This is a genomic window from Mesorhizobium sp. NBSH29, assembly GCF_015500055.1.
In the GTDB taxonomy this organism is placed as follows: domain Bacteria; phylum Pseudomonadota; class Alphaproteobacteria; order Rhizobiales; family Rhizobiaceae; genus Neomesorhizobium.
In genome coordinates, this window is the sequence record NZ_CP045495.1 from 1 (window position 1) to 18,848 (window position 18,848).

The window sequence follows — 18,848 nt, forward strand, 5'->3', positions numbered from 1 at the left end:
ACTTATGCAGATGCAGGACCGCATCATCAAGTCGTTTCCCGAGGTGGAATCGGTGTTTGGCAAGGCCGGGAGGGCACAGACCGCGACCGATCCGGCGCCGATCGAGATGTTCGAGACCATCATCAACCTGAAGCCGAAGGAGGAATGGCGCGACGGCGTCACGTCCGAAAGCCTGAAGAGCGAAATGGACGCGGCGCTGCAATTTCCGGGCGTGTCTAATGCCTGGACCATGCCGATCCGCGCCCGCATCGACATGCTGTCGACCGGCATTCGCACGCCTGTCGGCGTCAAGGTCTATGGAACCGATCTCGGCGAGATGGAAAAGCTCGCGCGACAGGTCGAGGCGGTGCTGCGGAATGTGCCCGGCACTTCCAGCGCCTATGCCGAGCGCGTCATCGGCGGCTACTTCCTCGACATCGTCCCGAACCGCCAGTCCCTCGGCCGCTATGGCCTGTCGGTCGGCGACGTGCAGGACGTGATCGCGATGGCGCTCGGAGCGGAAGTCATCACCTCGACGGTCGAGGGACGCGAGCGCTACGGCGTCGCCATCCGCTATCCGCGCGCGCTCCGCAGCGACCCGCAGGCGATCGCGCGCGAGGTGCAGGTGGCGCTGCCCGGCGGCGGCTTCGTGCCGCTGGGCGAGGTTGCGAAGGTCGAGCTGACGCGCGGCGCGACCTCGATCCGCACCGAGAACGGCCAGCTCGCCGTCTACATCTTCGTCGACATCGCCGGCCGCGATCTCGGCGGCTATGTCGCCGACGCGCAGGCCGCGGTCGCCGCCGGCGTGGAGCTGCCAACCGGCTATTCGCTCGGCTGGAGTGGCCAGTTCGAATATCTGGAACGTGCGGAAGCAAGGTTGAAGATCGTAGTGCCGCTGACGCTGGCGCTGATCTTCCTGCTGCTGTTCCTGAATTTCCGCCGGATGACCGAGACGCTGATCGTCATGCTGTCGCTGCCGTTCGCGCTGGTCGGCGGCATCTGGCTGATGTGGTGGCTGGGCTTCAACACCTCGGTCGCGGTCGCGGTCGGCTTCATCGCGCTTGCGGGAGTCGCCGCCGAGACCGGGGTGATCATGCTGATCTATCTCGATCACGCTCTGACCGACGTCAAGACAAGATGCGCAGCTGAAAAACGCGCGTTCACGCGGGACGATCTCCATGCCGCCATCATGTTCGGCGCGGCGGAGCGCGTCAGGCCGAAGATGATGACCGTCGTCGCCATCATGGCTGGCTTGCTACCGATCCTCTGGAGCACCGGCGCCGGATCGGAAGTCATGCAGCGGATCGCCGTGCCGATGATCGGCGGTATGATCTCGTCGACGATCCTGACGCTGGTCGTCATCCCGGCCGTCTACGGGATCGTCAAGGGATGGCGGCTGCCGCGCGAGGCGATGGTCCGGGAGACGATCGAAACCGGAAATCCAGCCGGCGTTCCGGCTGAATAGGGAGAAATGCGATGATGAACGACATGATGTCGGGCGGAATAATGTGGGGCATGGGAATAGGCGGCCTGATCGTCCTGGCGATCATCGTTATCGTGATCGCCGCGCTTGTGAAGTTCGTATTTTTCAGGTGACAGCTTTGATCGAGAGGCGCGAGGCATGGAACCTCGCGCCTTCGAAAAATCGGCTGTCTAAGCCGCCATCGTCTGGCAGCTCTCCGCGCAGCGACGGCAGGTATCGACGCATTCCTGCATGTCGCCGAGGCGCTCGCAGTCATCCGCGCATTCGTTGCAGATTTCCGCGCATTCCCCGCAAATATGCTTGTGGTGCTCGGAGCCGATGAGCATGAAATGCGCCGAGGTCCGGCAGATTTCAGCGCAGGCCAACATCAGCGTGAAGTGCTGTTTTTCGGTGTGTTTGCCGCCCATTTCCAGGCAATGGCCCATCGCGGTCGAAAGGCACACGGAATAACAACGCAGGCATTCATCGATACAGTTTTTCATCTCGGGGCTGAGGTGATGCATGTCGGGATCCTTGTGTGGACGGGAGCGCCCTGCGGCGCTCCCTAGGGTTCACTTTGCGTTGGCTTCGAGCCACTGCGTGAACTCGCCGATCTCTTTGGTCTGGGCGTCGATGATCTTCTGCGCCATCTGCTTGGCCTCGTCGTTGTCGCCGAACTTCAGCTCGACTTCGGCCATGTCGATGGCGCCATAATGATGCGCAATCATCCCGCAGGCGAAGGCGACGTCCGGGTCTTTGGCCATCATCCCCGGCATCATGGCAGACTGCATTTTCATCATCCCTGCCATGTTTGCCTGCTGGGCTTCATCCATGCCCGACATGTCCATGCCGCCCATGTCTGGCATTTTGTGGTCAGCGGCCTGACCGCATTGCGCCGGCAATGGCGACGCAGCCATCGCCATCGGTTTTGATTCTTGTGCCGCAGCGGCTGAAACGAAGCCCGAGAGGAGCAGTGCTGTAGCGAATGCGAGTTTGGGGTTACCCATGATCTTTCTCCTGAATGCTGAACAATGACGTCCACGAGCCGTCTGGCTCTGGCGTCGCTCTACGAGGCGAAGCGCGCCGAGGATTTCGGGGGCCGGTCCAACCGGTACGGCATCAGAGAGGCGCCCAGACTGGCCGTTTCGGCGCTGACAAGAGACGCCGGTGGCACATTCGGCAAGGCATGTGGAGCTACCGCTATGCCAACCAGGCAATGAAGGACAGAACAGCATTGTCCGACGCCATGGGCGTCATTCGTGCATGGGATGGCTTTGCGGGCGGCGACATTCGGTTGTTCTGCCGCGTGTGAAACGAGCAATAGTGAGGCTGCGGATGGATGATTGCTGTCAGTGATTTCGGCAAACGCTGTTGCGGAAAAGATAACACACAGCGCCACAAGGATCGCGCAGACTGATTTCGCCCGATCGAGGAGCCGCAAAAAACCTGCTTGTGACATGTCGATTTAACGAAGGCCCGCGGGCTTTGTTCCGAGCGATGCTTCCAACGCCGCGCGGCTAGGCCGTGTGGACGAATTGACTCAGGTATAGCTTTTGGGGTTCCGCTGACCAATCCAGTCTGATTCATGGATTGTCGACTGATTTGGAGGTCGGCGATGTCCACGAGGATGACGGAAACGGATTGGGCGAACACGCTGGAGGTTTTCCGCGCTTGCCTGCCACGGCGAGGCCGCAAGGCTGCGGACGACCGGCTTTTTCTGGAAGCCATGCACTTCTTCACGGTGGAGAATGTGCGCTGGCGTGCGCTGCCGGAACGCTTTGGCCACTGGAACTCAGTGTGGAAGCGCTTTGACCGGCTGAGCAAAGCCGGCGTGTTCGAAGCCTTCTTCGACACGTTGGCCGAGATGAGCGCATCGGCCCATCTGATCCAGATGTTCGATTCCACCATTGTGCGCGCCCATGTCTCGGCAGCGGGCGCAAAGGGGGGCAGCAAGGCCAGGCGCTCGGCCGCTCGCGCGGCGGGTTCACAACGAAAATCCACGCCAAGGCGGACAATTCGGGCGACATCATTGCGTTCGATCTGACCGGTGGCCAAGTTGCCGACACAACCCGCTTTGAGACCCTGCTCGACATAGGGCCGGACATCACCCCACGTGCCGCGCTGGGCGACAAAGGCTATTCCAGCAAGGCCAATCGTGCAGCCGCGCGGACACGCGGCATCGCCCCGGTGATCCCTCACAAGGCCAACGAGAAAAACAGGCCAGCCTTCTTCGCCCAGACGCTCTACAAGGCGCGCGCCCGTATCGAACAAGGCTTCGGGCGGCTCAAGCGCTTCAAACGCGTCGCCCTGCGATGCGAAAAGACAGCACGAAATTTCCGCTCAATCGTAAGCTTCGCAGCAGGCCTATGCTTGATCAAATTCGTCCACACGGCCTAATAGAGCGACAGCGCCACGGACGCGAACAATATATGCACGCTGCAGAACGTCGTCTGATGCAGGCGGAACGACGAGAAGTGGGTCGTTCCGCCTGCACAAGGGCCAGGCTCTGGCCGCCGGCTTCCGTCGAGCCCGCCTACATCATCTGCTTGATGTCGGAATAGGCGCCGTTGGTCTTGAGCGTTACGGTGACGGGCGCATCCGTGCGGTTGCGCCAGAACCAGCCGTGGTTGCCGTCGAAGGCGGCCTCAAGCACGCCCTCGTCCTCTTCGACGCCACGACCCTTCTCGTAGGAGATGTTCTCGCCGCCGCCGTCGCCATGCAGATCGAAATTTACAGGCGCACCATCTGCACCCCAAATGAAATTCACCCTCGCCCCCTTGGCCATCACCAACTTGACTTCGGCGCCTTCGCCTGGAGCGAGCGTCACCGATATCTCGTCAGTGCGCATTGCCTGTGCGTACGCGCTGCCGACCAGAAATTCGGCATAGATGCGGTCCAGGAGACTAGACCCCTGCTGCGGGATCGCCGGCGCAACGGCCGGTGCAGAAGCCGGAGCTGCATTCTGCGGGTCGCGGTTGCGGTCAGCTTCCGCTTCCTCGGCAAGCTGGGTCTTGATTTTGCCCATCTCGGTCAGGCCCAGCATTCTGCCAGCTCCGGTCGGGTCGATGCCGTATTCGGACGGGAGGACGACAGCGACGAGGATCGCTGCGGCCGAAACGATGGCGATTGCGGTGGACTTGAAAAGCTGCGCGGCGGACGGCAGTTCGGCGCGGGTGGGGGTATCGGAATTGTACATGGGGAGATTCTCCTTGATCAGGCGATGAAATAGCCGGTGAGCTGATATCCGATCAGCACGAACCCGGCGGTCATCATGAGGACATTGGCGGTGTAGGCGTGTTTCCAGAAGCTCGCCGTGCGCCGCCAGTACCCCATCACGATGAGGATCATGGCGAGGGCGATGAGCTGGCCGATTTCGACGCCGACGTTGAAGGCGAGCAGGTTGGGCAGGAGCCCGTCCTGCGCGATGTCGTATTCCAGGATCTTGGTCGCGAGACCAAGGCCGTGGAAGAAGCCGAAGATCAGCGTCGCGAGCTTGGTGTTCGGCTGATAGCCGAACCAGCGCTGGAAAGCGCCGAGGTTGTCGAGCGCCTTGTAGACGACTGACAGGCCGATGATGGCGTCGATCAGGTAGGAACTGACGTTCCACCCAAAATAGACCCCGAGGATCATCGTCGTTGAATGGCCGATCGCGAACAGGCTGACATAGATCGCGATGTGCTGCAGTCGATAGAGGAAGAAGACCACTCCGAGCAGGAACAGGAGGTGGTCGTATCCGGTGACCATGTGCTTGGCCCCAAGATACATGAAGGGGATGAGGTGGACCCCCGTGATCTCCTGGATGTAGCCCTTGTCCCCCTCGGCGACGGCGTGAGCCGCGGCGAGGCCGGTGGACAGGAGCATGGCCAGGAAGACCGACAGGATGGCCACCGGAAGGACGAACGGCGCGCGCGCGGCGAACCGTCCGCCCTCGGGCGGATGACATGTCATATGAAAATTCCGTGATTGCGTGAAGGATGATGACGGCCGGAGCCGGATTCAGTCCGTCACGTCTGCCGGGGAGGTCGGTCGCCCGGCGGAGTAGGCCATGATGCGACGCGGGCATCCAGTGTTCCCAGTCCGGGACCCCTGGGTGAGAAGAACCCAAATCCGATCAGAACGGCCGCGCTCGGCGTGTCGTGACTGTGGTCGCCGACATGGAAGCGGTCGTGTTCGTGGCCGGTTTGCGTGGAGGGTTCGTCCTCGTCGTCATGCGAATGGCCGTGATGGTCATGCGTCGACACGCCCGCCTCGGCGACTCTGGTATGCTCCGCGAGAGGCGCGCGGAAGCCCAGCACCGCGAGCGCGAGTAGGCAGATCAGGAAGGCCCTTGCGGCCGCCATGGCGATTCGGGTCGGCATCGTCATCCAGCGGTATGAAATGGTGGTTAAGGCGAGGTTAAGGCGATAGCGTGATTCGCGTGTTGACGATATCCCTACCAGGGGGATAGGTAAGTCGCATGATAGAGCACCGCCACGCCTCCCACCCCGACATCGTTAAGCGCCTTAAGCGCGCCGAGGGACATCTGCGCAGCGTCGTCACGATGATCGAGGGCGGCAAACCCTGCCTCGACATTGCCCAGCAGCTTCATGCGGTCGAGAAGGCGGTGGCGCAGGCCAAGCGCACGCTGATCCACGATCATCTCGACCATTGTCTTGAGGAGACCATCGGACCGTTGCCGCTGGAAAAGCGCGGTTCGATCGTTGAATTCAAGGAAATCGCGAAGTACCTCTGATGCTGGCCGTCCTCTCCAACCGCACCTACCGCCATCTGTTCGCCGCTCAGGTGATCGCGCTGCTCGGCACTGGGCTGCTGACCGTCGCGCTGGGCCTGCTTGCCTTCGAACTCGCGGCCGAGAACGCCGGAGCCGTTCTCGGCACGGCGCTCGCCATCAAGATGATCGCCTATGTCGGCGTCGCGCCGGTCGCGTCCGCCTTCGCGGAGCGCGTCCCGCGCCGGGCCATGCTGGTGGCGCTCGATCTCGTGCGGGCGGGCGTTGCGCTGTTCCTGCCCTTCGTAACCGAGATCTGGCAGATCTACGTCCTGATCTTCGTGCTGCAGTCGGCATCTGCTGCCTTCACACCGACCTTCCAGGCGACGATCCCGGACGTGCTGCCGGACGAGAAGGAATACACCCGAGCCCTCTCGCTCTCGCGGTTGGCGTACGATCTCGAAAGCGTCGCCAGCCCGATGCTAGCAGCCGCGCTTCTGACCGTCATTTCCTTCCACAACTTGTTCGCCGGAACAGTCGTCGGCTTCCTCATCTCGGCGGCACTGGTCGTCTCGGTCGTTTTGCCGAGCCCGAAGCCCGCCTCACCGCGCAGCATTTACGACCGGACCACGCGCGGCATCCGCATCTATCTAGCGACGCCGCGCCTGCGTGGACTGCTGGCGATCAACATGGCAGTCGCGGCGGCTGGCGCGCTGGTGATCGTCAATACCGTCATATACGTGCAGGCGACTTTCGGGTTCGGTCAGAGAGACACCGCTTTGGCGCTCGCGGCCTTCGGCGGTGGCTCCATGCTCGTCGCGTTGGTCCTGCCGCGGCTTCTCGAAAGCATTCCGGACCGGACGGCAATGCTGGCCGGCGCGTCGGCCCTAGCGATCGCGACGATCGCTGCGGCAGCCATGCCTTCGTACGGATGGCTGCTGGCGCTCTGGGTCGTCATAGGCGCAGGCTATTCGATGGCGCAGACGCCGTCGGGACGGCTGCTGCGGCGCTCCTCGCACGCTGAGGATCGCCCGGCACTGTTCGCCGCGCAGTTTGCGCTTTCACACGCCTGCTGGCTGATCACCTATCCGCTGTCCGGATGGGCGGGGGTCGCGTTTGGCCTTCCGGCAACCGCAATCATCCTCGCCATCATCGCCGGCGGCGCGGTCGCGGCAGCGGTGTGGCTGTGGCCCGCCTCGGACCCGGAAGTAGTCGAGCATTCGCATAACGGGCTGCCATCCACCCACTCCCACTGGGAGCAAGGTTTGGTGAAGGGCCGCAACACTCACGCTCATGCCTATGTCATCGACGATCTTCATGACTCATGGCCGCATGCACGTTGAATCCCGCGAAAACTGTTCAAGCCTCCGGCATGGATGATGTCGCGATCCTCGGCGGATTATTCGCCATCGCCTTCGTCGCAGCTACCATCCTGCCGGCGCAATCAGAGGCGACACTCGTCGGTCTGCTCGTCGCTGGAACGCATTCCGCAGACTTGTTGGTCGCAGTCGCCAGCCTCGGCAACGTGCTTGGAGCCGTCGTCAACTGGGCATTGGGGCGGGGGATCGAACGGCTCCGAGGCCGGCGCTGGTTTCCAGTCAGTCCGTCCCTGCTCGACCGGGCAACCGGCTGGTATCGGCGCTGGGGGCGGTGGAGCCTGCTTTTGAGTTGGGCGCCGTTCGGCGGCGATGCACTCACGGTCGCCGCCGGAGTGTTGCGCGAGCCGTTGTGGAGCTTCGTCTTCCTCGTCACCGTCGCAAAGACGGCCCGCTACGTCGTGCTCGCGGCCGCCACGCTGGGCGTCATCGCATGATGGGCCTGTTTCAGGAACTCGTCGCCATCCAGCGCGAGATATACCTTGCCTTTGCTGATCGCATCGGAGAATTTGCGAAGACTGGGGACTGGACGCTTCTTGCAGCCTACCTGCCGATGGGAATCCTGTTCGGCGCGGTACATGCGCTGACGCCGGGGCACAGCAAAGCGGTACTCGCCGCCTACCTCACGGGATCGACCGCGTCGTTGCCTCGCGCACTATTGGTATCTCTGGTTCTGTCCATCACCCACGTGACGATTTCGGTTGTGATAGCGCTTCTCTCCTTGCCGCTTGTCTCGGTGGCGCTCGGCAGTGTCGGGCGCGCACCAGCGCTGGAGAACATTAGCCGCGGGCTTCTCGGACTGATCGGGCTGTGGATGGTCTGGCAGGCCTTTCGGGGTTCTGGATATCACGGCGCTCACGAGAGTTCGCTGGTTGGCTTAACCGCCGGGCTTATCCCTTGTCCGTTGACGTTGTTCGTCATGACGTTCGCTATCACGCGGGCCGTGCCCCACGCCGGAGTGGCGTTCGCTGCGACGATGATGCTCGGCGTGGCGCTGACGCTGTCCGTCGTAGCGCTAGGGGCGGTTTTCCTAAGACAGCAAGTTGTCAGGCCGCTCGAAACGCGGCCCCAAGTCGTGGACGCCGTTACGAGGTCTATTCAGTTGCTGGCTGGGCTGGTCCTGGTGGTCGTCGCGTGGAACGAAATCGTACTTCAATAGAGCAACCAACCCAAGTTCTCGAAAATGGAAACCAATCGAAGGCCCTCCGCTAGGGCTTGCAGGCAATTTGATAATAGGGTACTCCCCTATCCCATGTCACATACAACTAAACAAAAGGCCAGGCTCCTTGGGCGCATCCGTCGCCTCAAGGGTCAAATGGAGGCAGTTGAGAGGGCCCTTGAAGCCGAAGCTTCGTGCGGCGAGATTTTGAACCTTGCCGCTTCGGTGCGAGGCGCAGTGAACGGCCTGATGGTTGAACTCATCGAGGATCATATTCGCCAGCACGTCGTCGACCCTGACAAGGAAGCCGACAGCGATCGCGCGCAGGGAGCCGCCGAACTTATAGACGTCGTAAGGACATACCTGAAATGACATATGACAGCGCGGTGCACCCGGCGCCGAGCGGCCACGACCATATCTTCCTTGGCGACAATCACGAGCGTAACGAACGCCGCACGTGGTTCGTGATCGTCTTGACGGCAACGATGATGGTGGCCGAAATCGCGGCCGGAACGGTGTTCGGCTCGATGGCCCTCGTAGCGGACGGGTGGCACATGTCCACTCACGCAGCCGCCATGCTCATCGCCGCCTTGGCCTACCTCTTCGCCCGAAAAAATGCCCGGAATCCGCGGTTCACGTTCGGGACGGGAAAACTCGGTGATCTCGCGGCATTTGCAAGCGCGGTAATCCTCGCCTTGATCGCGCTGCTGATCGGGTGGGAAAGCTTCCTGCGCCTCGCCAGTCCCGTCCCCATCAGCTTCCCGCAAGCGATCTCCGTGGCCGTTATTGGTCTCGCCGTGAACCTTGTCTGCGCTTGGCTGTTGCGGGACGACCCTTCGCACCATGGTCACGGGCATCATCATGACCACGATCAACCCCACCACAACGATCGCCATCATGCCCACGGTCGCGACAACAACCTGCGTGCGGCCTACCTCCATGTCCTTGCCGACGCGCTGACCTCCGTTCTCGCGATCGTCGCCCTGCTGGCCGCCGGCGTCTATGGCTGGCTGTGGCTTGATCCGGCCATGGGCATCGTCGGCGCGCTTGTCATCGCCAGATGGTCGTGGGGCCTCATCCACGCCGCCGGAGGCGTGTTGGTCGACTACGTTCCGGCGGACGAGGATTTACCGGAAGAAATCCGCTCGGCGATCGAAGTCGAGGGAGATATAATCATCGACCTGCATGTGTGGCAGCTTGGCCCCGGCCATCACGGGGCGATCGTTTCGGTTGTGAGCGACAATCCAAAAGCGCCTTCGCTCTATCGCGCAAAGCTCGCGCACATCCATGACCTTTCCCATGTGACGGTCGAGGTGGAAGCATCGGCTTAGTAGCGAGGCCGGATGCCCGGCCTGCATTCCTGCTCCGATCCAATGAAAATAGTTCTTGAGCTTCCAGCCACTGGAAGGATTATCTCTCTCATTAAGCGACTAGGAGACATCGATGAACATTGGAAACGCATCGGAGAAATCCGGCCTGCCCGCCAAGACCATCCGCTACTACGAGGAGATCGGCCTGCTAAAGGCGGACCGCGCGGGAAACGGATACCGCGATTATTCGATGTCGGACGTGCACAGGCTGCGCTTCCTCCAGCGGTCACGCAGCCTTGGCTTTTCGGTCGAGGAATGTCGCCAGCTCCTGTCGCTCTACGGCGACAAGGAAAGGGAAAGCGCGGACGTAAAAGCCATCGCACAAACGAAGCTAGCCGAGATTGACCGCAAGATCGCCGAGCTCGCGAGCCTGCGCGATCTGCTCAGCCACCTCGTCCACAACTGCAACGGCGACGAGCGGCCGGATTGCCCGATCATCGATGGCCTTGCGGGAAGTGGCACGGTTCAGTGAGGCGCTTGATCGCGCTCGCCGCAATCCTGTCGCTCTCGAGCGCCGATGGCTTGGCGGCCGTCCACATCCCCGCCAACGGGATCGTGGCTGCTCGCCAGGCTGCGATGAAGGAAATGGCACGGGCGGCGAAGACGATCGCGGGTATGTTCCAAGGCAAGCTGTCCTATGACGCGGCCGCTTTCAAGGACGCCGCCGAAACCATCAGGCGTCACTCCGGTGAAGTTTTGGTCAAGGAGTTTCTGCCTGGCTCATTTGGAGGCCTTTCCGACGCGACGGCTGAGATTGACAGATCCCGCGCCGAATTCGCCGCGCTCGCCGGTCATCTCGAAACGTTCGCTTCCGCCCTATCCTCTGCGGCAGACGCCGCTCCAGACGGCATAACCAAAAGCATGAGGATGGGGCAGGGGATGATAACGGGCGGCAGTCTCCTTGGAAAAGCGCGGGCGGGCAAGGCTGAGGCAGATCCTTCCAGGATGCCGGCCGAACACGTCTTTCACCTGATGCTGCAGGACTGCGCAAGCTGCCACGCCAAGTTCCGGGAAAAGGCGCAATGACGATGTTCGTACAGCCGATCGACTATTTTCTCGCAGCGTGGTTCGTTCTCGCGGGCCTGAGCACCGCCTATGTCGCCTGGGACCAGTTCCGCGGCAATCCCGAACCTGCCGTGATGAAGTGGGGTTTCATCCTGATCACCGTCTATCTGGGGCCGATCGGTCTTCTTCTCTATGTCCTGGCAGACAAGGAGCCACGTCCGGGCACGCATGAGGAGTTCATCACGCCGCTGTGGAAACAGGGCATCGGCAGCACCATCCACTGCGTCGCCGGCGACGCGACCGGCATTATTATCGCTGCTGCCGTCACAGCGATGCTCGGACTGCCAATGTGGGTTGATATCATCATCGAGTACATCGCCGGCTTCGCGCTCGGCCTATTCATTTTCCAGGCGCTGTTCATGAAAAATATGATGGGTGGCACCTACTGGGAGAACGTCCGCAATTCCTTCATGCCCGAATTCATCAGCATGAACGCCATGATGGCCGGCATGGCGCCGGTTATGGCGATCCTGATGATGGGTCGCGACATGCGGGCGATGTGGCCGGGCGAGCTGCTATTCTGGGGCGTGATGGCGCTCGGTATCGGCGTCGGGTTCCTGACCGCCTATCCGTTCAATGTCTGGCTCGTTTCCAAGGGATTGAAGCACGGCTTGATGACCGAGCGCGGCGAGCAGCCAAAGCACGCTGAAGCGAAGGGGGCGCACGCCGGCCATCGCGACGCAACCCGCGAAGGCAAACCTGCCAGCCAGCATGCCGGACACGCGGCTGCCACCCATGACAACCAGCATTCAGGTTCGAGCGAGCACGGCCGGAACGGTGACCACGGCCAGCACGGGAATGCGCTGCCACCGGCCTTCGCGCCAACCCGCACGCAGATCGGAGCCGTGGCGTCGTTTGCGACCATTCTGCTTGTGGGCGGCTTTGCCTACCCCTTTATGAAGGTCAACATGTATCTCAGCGCCCACGATGTCGGCGGCGCGATCATGGCGCCCGGTATGATCATGGATTTCGATACACCCGGCGACGCGATGCGCGACATGGCTGCGGTCGATCCCCGGCTGACGACCTTCGAGGCCGCGCCCGACGCGCGCGGCGGGCAAGTGCTGGAGCCGCGTATCGAAGACGGCGTGAAGGTCTTCGACCTTGAGGCGTCGGTCATCCGATGGTCCATCCTGCCCGGCGAGACCGTCGAGGCCTATGCCTACAACGGCCAGGTGCCCGGCCCGACGCTTCGTGTGACCGAGGGTGATCGGGTCCGCATCAACGTCACCAACCGATTGCCGGAAACTACGACGGTTCATTGGCACGGTCTCATCCTGCCCAACGAGATGGACGGCCCGGCAGAAATCACGCAGGACCCCATCCAGCCGGGCGGAACCTATTCCTACGAATACACCGTCGGGCAGCACGGAACCTATTTCTATCACACGCATGACCATGTCGACCGCCAGCAATCGCTCGGCCTCTACGGCGCACTGATCATCGACCCGAACAATCCTGCGGACGAGATTCCGGCCGATCTGGAATACACGGTTCAGCTCCAGGAATGGCTAAAGCGCGAGTGGCTGACCTATCCGTCGATGCCGATGGAGGGCGGCTTTCCGAACTTCTTCACCATCAACGGCAAATCCTATCCGGAAACAGAGACGATTCGGATGAAGATTGGCCAGACGCTAAAAGTTCGCTTCGTCGGCTCGCACACGACTGCGATCCATCCGATGCACATCCATGGCGGACCGTTCCAGGTCGCGGCGGTCGATGGCATGACGCTGGCCGAAAGCGCGCGATATCTGGCCGACACGGTCAATGTCGCCCCCGGACAGCGCTTCGATGTTCTCTGGCGCGCGCAGCGGCCGGGCAAGTGGCTGGTCCATTGCCATATCCCGCACCACACGACCAATAATAACGTCGAGACGGAAGGCGGTGGCGGCCTGATGCTGGTGATCGAGGTCGAGCCATGAGCGCTGCCCTCGCTTTAACTATGGGGGAGCCTGGGGGCGTCGGTGCGGAAATCACCATCAAGGCCTGGCAGACTCTTCATGCAAGGGGGCCGGATGCAAGCGGGCCGGCTTTCTTCTACTGCGGCAGCGCGGCGCTCGTCGAGGCGGTCGCGCACTCCCTGGGGCTTGATATCCCGGTGATTAAGATTTCAGAGCCGGCCCAAGCGCGGGCCGCTTTTGATCGTGGCCTGCCAGTTATAGATTTTCCGCTAGAGGACGAGGTCACGCCGGGGGCGGCATCGCCCAGCCATGCCGGTGCCGTCGTCAACGTGATCGAGACGGCAGTGCGTTTTGCCATGGCGGGGCAGGCCGCCGGCATCGTTACCAATCCCATCCAGAAGCATAGCCTGCATCAGGCCGGATTTCCTCACCCCGGACATACCGAGTTTCTTCAGGCTTTATCCGGCCCAGGGTCGCGCGCCGTCATGATGCTTGCCGGGGGCGGGCTGCGCGTTGTGCCGGTAACAATTCACGAAGCGCTACGCCGCGCGATTGACAGGCTTACACCCGCCCTCATTATCGAGACCGGGCTTACCGCTGCGCGCGGGCTGCAGCGCGACTTTGGCATTGCCACGCCGCGCATGGCCGTCGCCGGCCTAAATCCGCATGCCGGAGAAAACGGCGATATGGGCGATGAAGAACAAACGATCGTGACGCCGGCGATCGCCGGCCTGCGGGCGCAAGGTGTTGACGCCTTCGGGCCGCTGTCGCCGGACACGATGTTCACGGGCCCGCGGCAGCTATGACGTGGCGCTTTGTCTCTACCACGACCAGGCGCTGATCCCACTCAAGACGCTGGCGGTGGACGAAGGTGTCAACGTTACCCTCGGACTGCCGTTCGTCAGGACGTCGCCTGATCACGGAACGGCTCTTGATATTGCTGGCAAAGGAATAGCCGATCCGGGAAGCCTGATTGCCGCACTCAAGCTTGCCTCCGCCATTGCCGTCCACCGGAAGACAAAGCCATGAAAAGCGTCCGCCTTGGTTTCAACATCGATCATGTCGCCACCATTCGAAATGCGCGGGGCGGCCTGCACCCTGATCCGCTACGCGCAGCTGAAATTGCTCTCAAGGCCGGTGCCGACGGCATCACTCTGCATCTTAGGGAAGATCGCCGGCACATTCGGGACGATGACCTGGCGCGCCTGCGCGCGTCTATCAACGCGCCGATCAATCTCGAAATGGCCGTGACGGATGAGATGCTGGGTATCGCGATAGCCACCCGGCCCCACGCCGTGTGCCTCGTGCCCGAAAAGCGGCAGGAAGTGACCACAGAGGGAGGGCTTGACGCGGCGGGCATGATCGAAACGCTGGCGCCATTTGTGGCGCGGCTGAAGGAGGCCGAGATAAGGGTGTCGCTGTTCATTGACCCCGACATCGCCCAGGTGGAAGCCGCCGCGCGCATCGGCGCGCCGGTCGTGGAGTTGCATACCGGCACCTACGCCGAAAACGACGGGCATGAAGCCGAACTCGCCCGACTGGCATCCGCCGCAAGCCGCGCTGCCGCTCTGGGCATCGAATGTCACGCGGGACACGGCCTGACATTTGGCAACGTGGCGCCAGTCGCCGCCCTGCCACCGATCGCCGAGCTCAATATCGGCCACTTTCTCGTAGGAGAGGCAGTATTCTTGGGTCTACCCGCCGTGATCGCGGAGATGAAGGCGCGTATTGTGGCCGCGCGTCACGAAACGGGGGTCTCGCAATAGGCTTTCCAGAGGTCCTGCTTCCAGTCGGATGGTGACGGAGCATGCACCTGAAATCGATAGTCTCCGAACCCTACATAGGCAGGCTCCGCACAGCGAATCCGTGCATGGTGACTGCTCCTGTCATAGAAGGTCATCGCGCCGGTTGCGTCGATTTTAGCGAGGCCGATCGAGACGTCGAAATCGTAGCCGCCTTCCTCGGGCACCCGGTCACCGATCACGCTCATCTGGATGGAGGTCTGGTCAGGAAAATGCGCAGTGTAGAACACACGGGGTTCGGATTGGGCCGTGCCCACCAACATCACGCCTGCGACTACCACGACGGCACGCATAATCTCCTCCCAGGAGAACCTACACACAGTAGCATCATTGCTGCCACTTTGCGAACACGTAGTGACTTTACGCATGCGGCGGAGCGTTCACGTTTGCGTTCGTTTGCTTGACATCTGCAGCGAACAAGTGTGGGAACAACTTATGGTCAGCGGTTCGTCCAGATTCGGCACGGTGCTGCGCGCGTTCATCGCGGGCATGTTCCTGCTGCTGGCCTCATTGCAGCCGGGCCTTGCCGCGGCAGTATCGACAGACGGCACCAATCGCACCGTCACCGCTGCTGCCGGCCATCAGCATGATGGCGCCGGAATCCACGATGAAGAGGCCGCTCGGCATGTTGCCGGCGACCAGCATGACCGCAAAAGCAGCGACCATCATCAGCCGGACTCCATGGACCTCTGCTGCGAGATGCATTGCCTGATGAGCCAGGCGATGCCTGCCTCATCGCCCTTGATCCATGGTCCGGCTGCCAGCCGATTCCCTGCGGACTTCGGCCACGCCCTGCCTGCCGGGCAGATTTCATCCGTCATCAAACCGCCCCGAACCATCAGCTGACGAGTCCGCCGACAGGCGGAGTGTGCCCGGCATCCGGTCTTTAGGCCGTTGCCGCTGACTTTCGTTCCAGCTTTCAGGTTCCCTTATGAACATCTCCGTTTCCGCGGCGCTGGGGGCGTCGCTTGTCCTTGCCGGCTGCAATACCATGCCTCCCGAGGTCACGCCGGCTTTTACCCCGGCTGATCCGACCTACGGCATCACCGACAATCATTATCATCCGGTTGTAAGCTATACGCACAGGGAGCCGACCGATCCGCAGAACTGGCGCAAACTCAACGACGACCTGTCGCCCGCAGACAAGGGAGCGGGCTCATGATCGGGCTCGCTCGCCTTTCCATTCTGGCCACCTCGGCGCTGCTCGCCGGCTGCGCCACGAGCGGCACCCTCGACGTTAGTGATCCCAAGGCTGGCTTTACGGCAGTTGCGGGCCGAACCACGTCGGTAACCGGTCAGCAGCCGGTCTGGATCCAGTCCAACGCTGAAGCACAGGCGACGGCAGACAAGATCCGGAGCCTCGTGAGAGGCAAGACCATCGATGCCGACCTCGCGGTCAAGGTCGCACTCCTGAACAATAAGGGGTTGCAAGCCGCCTATGCCGACATCGGCACGTCCGCAGCCGAGCTTTGGCAGGAAAGCCTCCCGGTCAATCCCTCATTCGGAATCGGTGTTACTGGCATCGATCCGGTCCGGGTCATCGAGTCCGCAGTAGTAACCAATATCATGTCCGCGATAACCCGGCGCCGACGCATGGCGGTCGCAGACGCCCGCTTCCGGCAGGCCCAACTGGTCGCCGCCGAGGCAACCCTCAGGCTGGCCGCCGACACCCGGCGCGCATGGATTAATGCTGTCGCGTCCAACGAGGCGCTGGGCTATCTGTACAAAGCCCAGCAGACAGCGGACGCAGCATCGGAGCTGGCCAAGAAACTCGGTGAGACCGGCGCCTTCCCGAAGACCGCCCAGGCACGGGAACATGTACTGTATGCCGAACTGGCGGGACAGTCCGCCAGCGCGCGGCTGGAAGCCCGCAATGCCCGGGAGGCGCTTAACCGGGCAATGGGGCTGTGGGGCGCCGACATTGACTACAAGCTTCCCGGATCATTGTCCAAGTTGCCTGCGCGTGGTGCGGATAAGCGGGCAATCGAGGCCGAGGCCCTCAGGAACCGGGTCGATCTCGAGATCGCAAGGCTCGAACTTGAGGCTCTTGCGCAGAGCTACGGTTTAACCAAGGCGACACGGTACGTCTCCGACGTCAACCTGCTCGCCGGGGTGGAGGTCGAGCGCGAGACGGAAGAGGCCGAAGAGGAAGGCACCTCCCCGAAAACCAAAACCGAAGTCCTGCCAGTCATCGATCTGGAATTCACGATCCCGATCTTTGATACCGGCCAAGCCCGCATGCGTCAGTCCGAAATGGCTTACATGCGGGCCGCAAACCTGCTTGCCGAGCGGGCGGTCAATATCCGTTCCGAGGCGCGCCAGGCCCACAATGCCCGACAGGCAACGTACGACATCGCCCGCCACTACCGCAACAGTGTGGTGCCGCTCAGAACGGCGATCGCCGAACAGGCCACCCTGACCTACAACGGCATGATCACCAACACATTTGAACTGCTCGCCGACACCCGTGCCCGCACGGACTCGCTGCTGCAATCCGTCAACGCCAAGCGCGACTTCTGGCTCGCCGATGCCGCGTTAGCCACTGCTGTCTACGGCGGTGGCGGGGTGCCTGCGGAAGCTGGAGGCGGAGAAGCCACGCCGGCCGCCGTAAGCGCCGGCGGCGGGCATTAATCAGAAGGAATGACGACAATGCTCTCAAGACGACAGATGCTTGGCGCTAGCGCCCTTTTGGTCGGGGCGGCCGCGTGGACCAAGACATCGGCGCAGGGGTTGCCTGACGCGCCGATCATGGAATCCCCCGACATGCAGCCACCGATCTTCCCGTCCAGCGGCCCGGACTACCAGCCGGTGGTAACCCTGAATGGTTGGACGGCTCCCCATCGCGTGATCAACGGCGTCAAGGAGTTCCACCTTGTCGCCGAGCCGGTCGAGCGCGAACTCGGGCCCGGCATGACAGCCTACCTGTGGGGCTACAACGGCCAGTCGCCCGGACCAACGATCGAGGCCGTCGAGGGCGACCGCGTCCGCATCTTCGTCACCAATAGGCTGCCCGAGCACACTACGATCCACTGGCACGGAATGATCCTACCATGCGGCATGGACGGCGTGACGGGCCTGACGCAGCCGGGCATCCCGCCAGGCAAGACCTTCGTCTACGAGTTCGATCTCGTGAAGAGCGGCACCTTCATGTACCACCCGCACGCCGACGAGATGGTCCAGATGGCGATGGGAATGATGGGGTTCTTCGTCATTCATCCCAAGGATCCGAAGCTGCACCGGGTTGATCGCGACTTCGTGTTCCTCCTGAACGCATTCGACATCGAGCCGGGCTCGTACGTGCCCAGAGTCATGGAGATGACCGACTTCAATCTTTGGACCTGGAACAGCAGGGTGTTTCCAGGGATCAGCCACCTTGTCGTCAACAAGGACGACAGGGTTCGGGTGAGGGTCGGCAATCTCACCATGACCAACCACCCGATCCATATGCATGGCTATGATTTCGAGGTGACATGCACGGACGGTGGGTGGGTGCGACCCGAGGCGCGTTGGCCGGAGGTCTCCATCGACATCCCCGTCGGCGCGATGCGGGCCTACGAGTTCGACGCCAAGTATCTCGGCGACTGGGCCATCCACTGCCACAAGTCACATCACACCATGAACGCCATGGGCCACGACGTGCCGACCTTCATCGGCGTCGACAAGTCCGCCTTGGCCAAGAAGATCCAGCAGGTGTCGCCGGACTACATGCCCATGGGCAATCGCGGCATGGCGGACATGGGCGAGATGGAGATGCCGCTCCCCGATAACACCATTCCGATGATGACTGGATGGGGCCAGTTCGGCGCCATCGAAATGGGCGGCATGTTCTCGGTCGTGAAGGTTCGCGAGGGCATCTCCGCGAACGATTACGCCGATCCGGGCTGGTATGAGCACCCGGAAGGAACCGTCGCTTACGAGTGGACCGGCGAGGTCCCGCAGCCGGTCAAGGCAGGCGACGCAAAAACGATGGTTCCGGCAGGTCCGCACGGCAACCACGGCAAACAGGGCTGACAAGCCAATCCCCAA

General features: G+C 62.1%; 23 protein-coding genes and 2 pseudogenes. 19 read left to right on the forward strand and 6 right to left on the reverse strand.

Annotation, left to right across the window (positions count from 1 at the left end):
• The coding region (locus GA830_RS19115) for an efflux RND transporter permease subunit (protein WP_195165209.1) at positions 1-1,444 on the forward strand (1,444 nt) is incomplete at its 5' end.
• Between the two features lie 188 nt (positions 1,445-1,632).
• Here GA830_RS19115 and GA830_RS19120 read toward each other — a convergent pair.
• Positions 1,633-1,965 (reverse strand): four-helix bundle copper-binding protein, encoded by a 333-nt coding sequence (locus GA830_RS19120; RefSeq protein WP_195165061.1) that lies wholly within the window; start codon positions 1,963-1,965, stop codon positions 1,633-1,635.
• 48 nt (positions 1,966-2,013) lie between these two features.
• Positions 2,014-2,448: a CopM family metallochaperone gene (gene copM / locus GA830_RS19125; RefSeq protein WP_374939337.1), complete on the reverse strand. Its 435-nt coding sequence runs from the start codon at positions 2,446-2,448 to the stop codon at positions 2,014-2,016.
• 179 nt (positions 2,449-2,627) lie between these two features.
• Between copM and GA830_RS20205 the strand changes: the two genes are divergently transcribed.
• From GA830_RS20205 to GA830_RS20510, 3 genes and pseudogenes are all read left to right on the forward strand, one after another.
• The gene (locus GA830_RS20205; protein ID WP_258045711.1) at positions 2,628-2,753 is read left to right on the forward strand and encodes a hypothetical protein; all 126 of its coding nucleotides are present in this window, start codon (positions 2,628-2,630) and stop codon (positions 2,751-2,753) included.
• 303 nt (positions 2,754-3,056) lie between these two features.
• Positions 3,057-3,485, forward strand: a complete 429-nt coding sequence (locus GA830_RS20210; RefSeq protein WP_258045393.1) for a transposase — start codon at positions 3,057-3,059, stop codon at positions 3,483-3,485.
• Positions 3,425-3,838: pseudogene (locus GA830_RS20510) on the forward strand (transposase); the annotation flags it as partial. The gene GA830_RS20210 and the pseudogene GA830_RS20510, both read left to right, overlap by 61 nt.
• A gap of 136 nt (positions 3,839-3,974) precedes the next feature.
• Here the strand turns inward: GA830_RS20510 and GA830_RS19135 are convergent.
• From GA830_RS19135 to GA830_RS19145, 3 genes are all read right to left on the reverse strand, one after another.
• A complete protein-coding gene (locus tag GA830_RS19135; protein WP_195165210.1) occupies positions 3,975-4,637 on the reverse strand; it encodes a transmembrane anchor protein in 663 nt (220 codons plus the stop codon).
• Between the two features lie 17 nt (positions 4,638-4,654).
• Positions 4,655-5,302, reverse strand: coding sequence for a HupE/UreJ family protein (locus GA830_RS19140; RefSeq protein WP_258045748.1), 648 nt, complete (start codon positions 5,300-5,302; stop codon positions 4,655-4,657).
• Between the two features lie 143 nt (positions 5,303-5,445).
• On the reverse strand, positions 5,446-5,799 hold the full coding sequence (locus tag GA830_RS19145) for a hypothetical protein (protein WP_195165212.1): 354 nt from the start codon (positions 5,797-5,799) through the stop codon (positions 5,446-5,448).
• 98 nt (positions 5,800-5,897) lie between these two features.
• Between GA830_RS19145 and GA830_RS19150 the strand changes: the two genes are divergently transcribed.
• The 11 genes and pseudogenes from GA830_RS19150 (at position 5,898) to GA830_RS19200 (ending at position 14,786) form a co-directional block, all read left to right on the forward strand.
• Positions 5,898-6,173: a metal-sensing transcriptional repressor gene (locus GA830_RS19150; RefSeq protein ID WP_195165213.1), complete on the forward strand. Its 276-nt coding sequence runs from the start codon at positions 5,898-5,900 to the stop codon at positions 6,171-6,173.
• Positions 6,173-7,492 (forward strand): MFS transporter, encoded by a 1,320-nt coding sequence (locus tag GA830_RS19155; protein ID WP_195165214.1) that lies wholly within the window; start codon positions 6,173-6,175, stop codon positions 7,490-7,492. Before GA830_RS19150 ends, GA830_RS19155 begins: the two co-directional genes overlap by 1 nt.
• Positions 7,493-7,521: 29 nt before the next feature.
• Positions 7,522-7,962 carry a YqaA family protein gene (locus tag GA830_RS19160; RefSeq protein WP_195165215.1) on the forward strand — a complete coding sequence of 147 codons (441 nt, stop codon included), beginning with the start codon at positions 7,522-7,524 and terminating at the stop codon, positions 7,960-7,962.
• 5 nt (positions 7,963-7,967) lie between these two features.
• Entirely contained in the window at positions 7,968-8,684 is a 717-nt protein-coding gene (locus GA830_RS19165) for a HoxN/HupN/NixA family nickel/cobalt transporter (RefSeq protein ID WP_195165282.1), read from the forward strand.
• Between the two features lie 93 nt (positions 8,685-8,777).
• Positions 8,778-9,056, forward strand: coding sequence for a metal/formaldehyde-sensitive transcriptional repressor (locus GA830_RS19170; RefSeq protein ID WP_195165216.1), 279 nt, complete (start codon positions 8,778-8,780; stop codon positions 9,054-9,056).
• Entirely contained in the window at positions 9,053-10,015 is a 963-nt protein-coding gene (gene dmeF / locus GA830_RS19175; protein WP_195165217.1) for a CDF family Co(II)/Ni(II) efflux transporter DmeF, read from the forward strand. Before GA830_RS19170 ends, dmeF begins: the two co-directional genes overlap by 4 nt.
• A 112-nt stretch (positions 10,016-10,127) precedes the next feature.
• Positions 10,128-10,526: a Cu(I)-responsive transcriptional regulator gene (gene cueR, locus GA830_RS19180; RefSeq protein WP_195165218.1), complete on the forward strand. Its 399-nt coding sequence runs from the start codon at positions 10,128-10,130 to the stop codon at positions 10,524-10,526.
• Positions 10,523-11,080 (forward strand): c-type cytochrome, encoded by a 558-nt coding sequence (locus GA830_RS19185; protein ID WP_195165219.1) that lies wholly within the window; start codon positions 10,523-10,525, stop codon positions 11,078-11,080. The genes cueR and GA830_RS19185 overlap by 4 nt, the downstream gene beginning before the upstream one ends.
• 2 nt (positions 11,081-11,082) lie before the next feature.
• Positions 11,083-13,041, forward strand: coding sequence for a DUF4396 domain-containing protein (locus tag GA830_RS19190; protein WP_195165283.1), 1,959 nt, complete (start codon positions 11,083-11,085; stop codon positions 13,039-13,041).
• A pseudogene (pdxA, locus tag GA830_RS19195) lies at positions 13,038-14,049 on the forward strand (4-hydroxythreonine-4-phosphate dehydrogenase PdxA). The gene GA830_RS19190 and the pseudogene pdxA overlap by 4 nt, the downstream one beginning before the upstream one ends.
• Entirely contained in the window at positions 14,046-14,786 is a 741-nt protein-coding gene (locus GA830_RS19200; RefSeq protein ID WP_195165220.1) for a pyridoxine 5'-phosphate synthase, read from the forward strand. Before pdxA ends, GA830_RS19200 begins: the two are co-directional and overlap by 4 nt.
• On the opposite strand, the gene GA830_RS19205 is transcribed toward GA830_RS19200, so the two are convergent.
• On the reverse strand, positions 14,762-15,115 hold the full coding sequence (locus tag GA830_RS19205; protein WP_195165221.1) for a hypothetical protein: 354 nt from the start codon (positions 15,113-15,115) through the stop codon (positions 14,762-14,764). The two genes, GA830_RS19200 and GA830_RS19205, sit on opposite strands and share 25 nt — an antisense overlap.
• A gap of 73 nt (positions 15,116-15,188) precedes the next feature.
• Between GA830_RS19205 and GA830_RS19210 the strand changes: the two genes are divergently transcribed.
• From GA830_RS19210 to GA830_RS19225, 4 genes are all read left to right on the forward strand, one after another.
• The gene (locus GA830_RS19210) at positions 15,189-15,668 is read left to right on the forward strand and encodes a hypothetical protein (protein ID WP_195165222.1); all 480 of its coding nucleotides are present in this window, start codon (positions 15,189-15,191) and stop codon (positions 15,666-15,668) included.
• An 85-nt stretch (positions 15,669-15,753) separates the two neighbouring features.
• Positions 15,754-15,984, forward strand: coding sequence for a hypothetical protein (locus GA830_RS19215; protein WP_195165223.1), 231 nt, complete (start codon positions 15,754-15,756; stop codon positions 15,982-15,984).
• Positions 15,981-17,453, forward strand: a complete 1,473-nt coding sequence (locus GA830_RS19220; protein ID WP_195165224.1) for a TolC family protein — start codon at positions 15,981-15,983, stop codon at positions 17,451-17,453. Before GA830_RS19215 ends, GA830_RS19220 begins: the two co-directional genes overlap by 4 nt.
• 18 nt (positions 17,454-17,471) lie before the next feature.
• Positions 17,472-18,833: a multicopper oxidase family protein gene (locus GA830_RS19225; RefSeq protein WP_195165225.1), complete on the forward strand. Its 1,362-nt coding sequence runs from the start codon at positions 17,472-17,474 to the stop codon at positions 18,831-18,833.
• Positions 18,834-18,848: the final 15 nt, after the last annotated feature.

Coding starts and splice junctions, on each gene's coding strand:
- GA830_RS19215 (WP_195165223.1), top strand. CDS start 15,754: ATGAACATCTCCGTTTCCGCGGCGCTGGGGGCGTCGCTTGTCCTTGCC.
- GA830_RS19200 (WP_195165220.1), top strand. CDS start 14,046: ATGAAAAGCGTCCGCCTTGGTTTCAACATCGATCATGTCGCCACCATT.
- GA830_RS19210 (WP_195165222.1), top strand. CDS start 15,189: ATGCGGCGGAGCGTTCACGTTTGCGTTCGTTTGCTTGACATCTGCAGC.
- dmeF (WP_195165217.1), top strand. CDS start 9,053: ATGACATATGACAGCGCGGTGCACCCGGCGCCGAGCGGCCACGACCAT.
- GA830_RS20205 (WP_258045711.1), top strand. CDS start 2,628: ATGTGGAGCTACCGCTATGCCAACCAGGCAATGAAGGACAGAACAGCA.
- copM (WP_374939337.1), bottom strand. CDS start 2,448: ATGGGTAACCCCAAACTCGCATTCGCTACAGCACTGCTCCTCTCGGGC.
- GA830_RS19225 (WP_195165225.1), top strand. CDS start 17,472: ATGCTCTCAAGACGACAGATGCTTGGCGCTAGCGCCCTTTTGGTCGGG.
- GA830_RS20210 (WP_258045393.1), top strand. CDS start 3,057: ATGTCCACGAGGATGACGGAAACGGATTGGGCGAACACGCTGGAGGTT.
- GA830_RS19120 (WP_195165061.1), bottom strand. CDS start 1,965: ATGCATCACCTCAGCCCCGAGATGAAAAACTGTATCGATGAATGCCTG.
- cueR (WP_195165218.1), top strand. CDS start 10,128: ATGAACATTGGAAACGCATCGGAGAAATCCGGCCTGCCCGCCAAGACC.
- GA830_RS19220 (WP_195165224.1), top strand. CDS start 15,981: ATGATCGGGCTCGCTCGCCTTTCCATTCTGGCCACCTCGGCGCTGCTC.
- GA830_RS19140 (WP_258045748.1), bottom strand. CDS start 5,302: ATGCTCCTGTCCACCGGCCTCGCCGCGGCTCACGCCGTCGCCGAGGGG.
- GA830_RS19160 (WP_195165215.1), top strand. CDS start 7,522: ATGGATGATGTCGCGATCCTCGGCGGATTATTCGCCATCGCCTTCGTC.
- GA830_RS19170 (WP_195165216.1), top strand. CDS start 8,778: ATGTCACATACAACTAAACAAAAGGCCAGGCTCCTTGGGCGCATCCGT.
- GA830_RS19135 (WP_195165210.1), bottom strand. CDS start 4,637: ATGTACAATTCCGATACCCCCACCCGCGCCGAACTGCCGTCCGCCGCG.
- GA830_RS19205 (WP_195165221.1), bottom strand. CDS start 15,115: ATGCGTGCCGTCGTGGTAGTCGCAGGCGTGATGTTGGTGGGCACGGCC.
- GA830_RS19190 (WP_195165283.1), top strand. CDS start 11,083: ATGTTCGTACAGCCGATCGACTATTTTCTCGCAGCGTGGTTCGTTCTC.
- GA830_RS19150 (WP_195165213.1), top strand. CDS start 5,898: ATGATAGAGCACCGCCACGCCTCCCACCCCGACATCGTTAAGCGCCTT.
- GA830_RS19155 (WP_195165214.1), top strand. CDS start 6,173: ATGCTGGCCGTCCTCTCCAACCGCACCTACCGCCATCTGTTCGCCGCT.
- GA830_RS19145 (WP_195165212.1), bottom strand. CDS start 5,799: ATGCCGACCCGAATCGCCATGGCGGCCGCAAGGGCCTTCCTGATCTGC.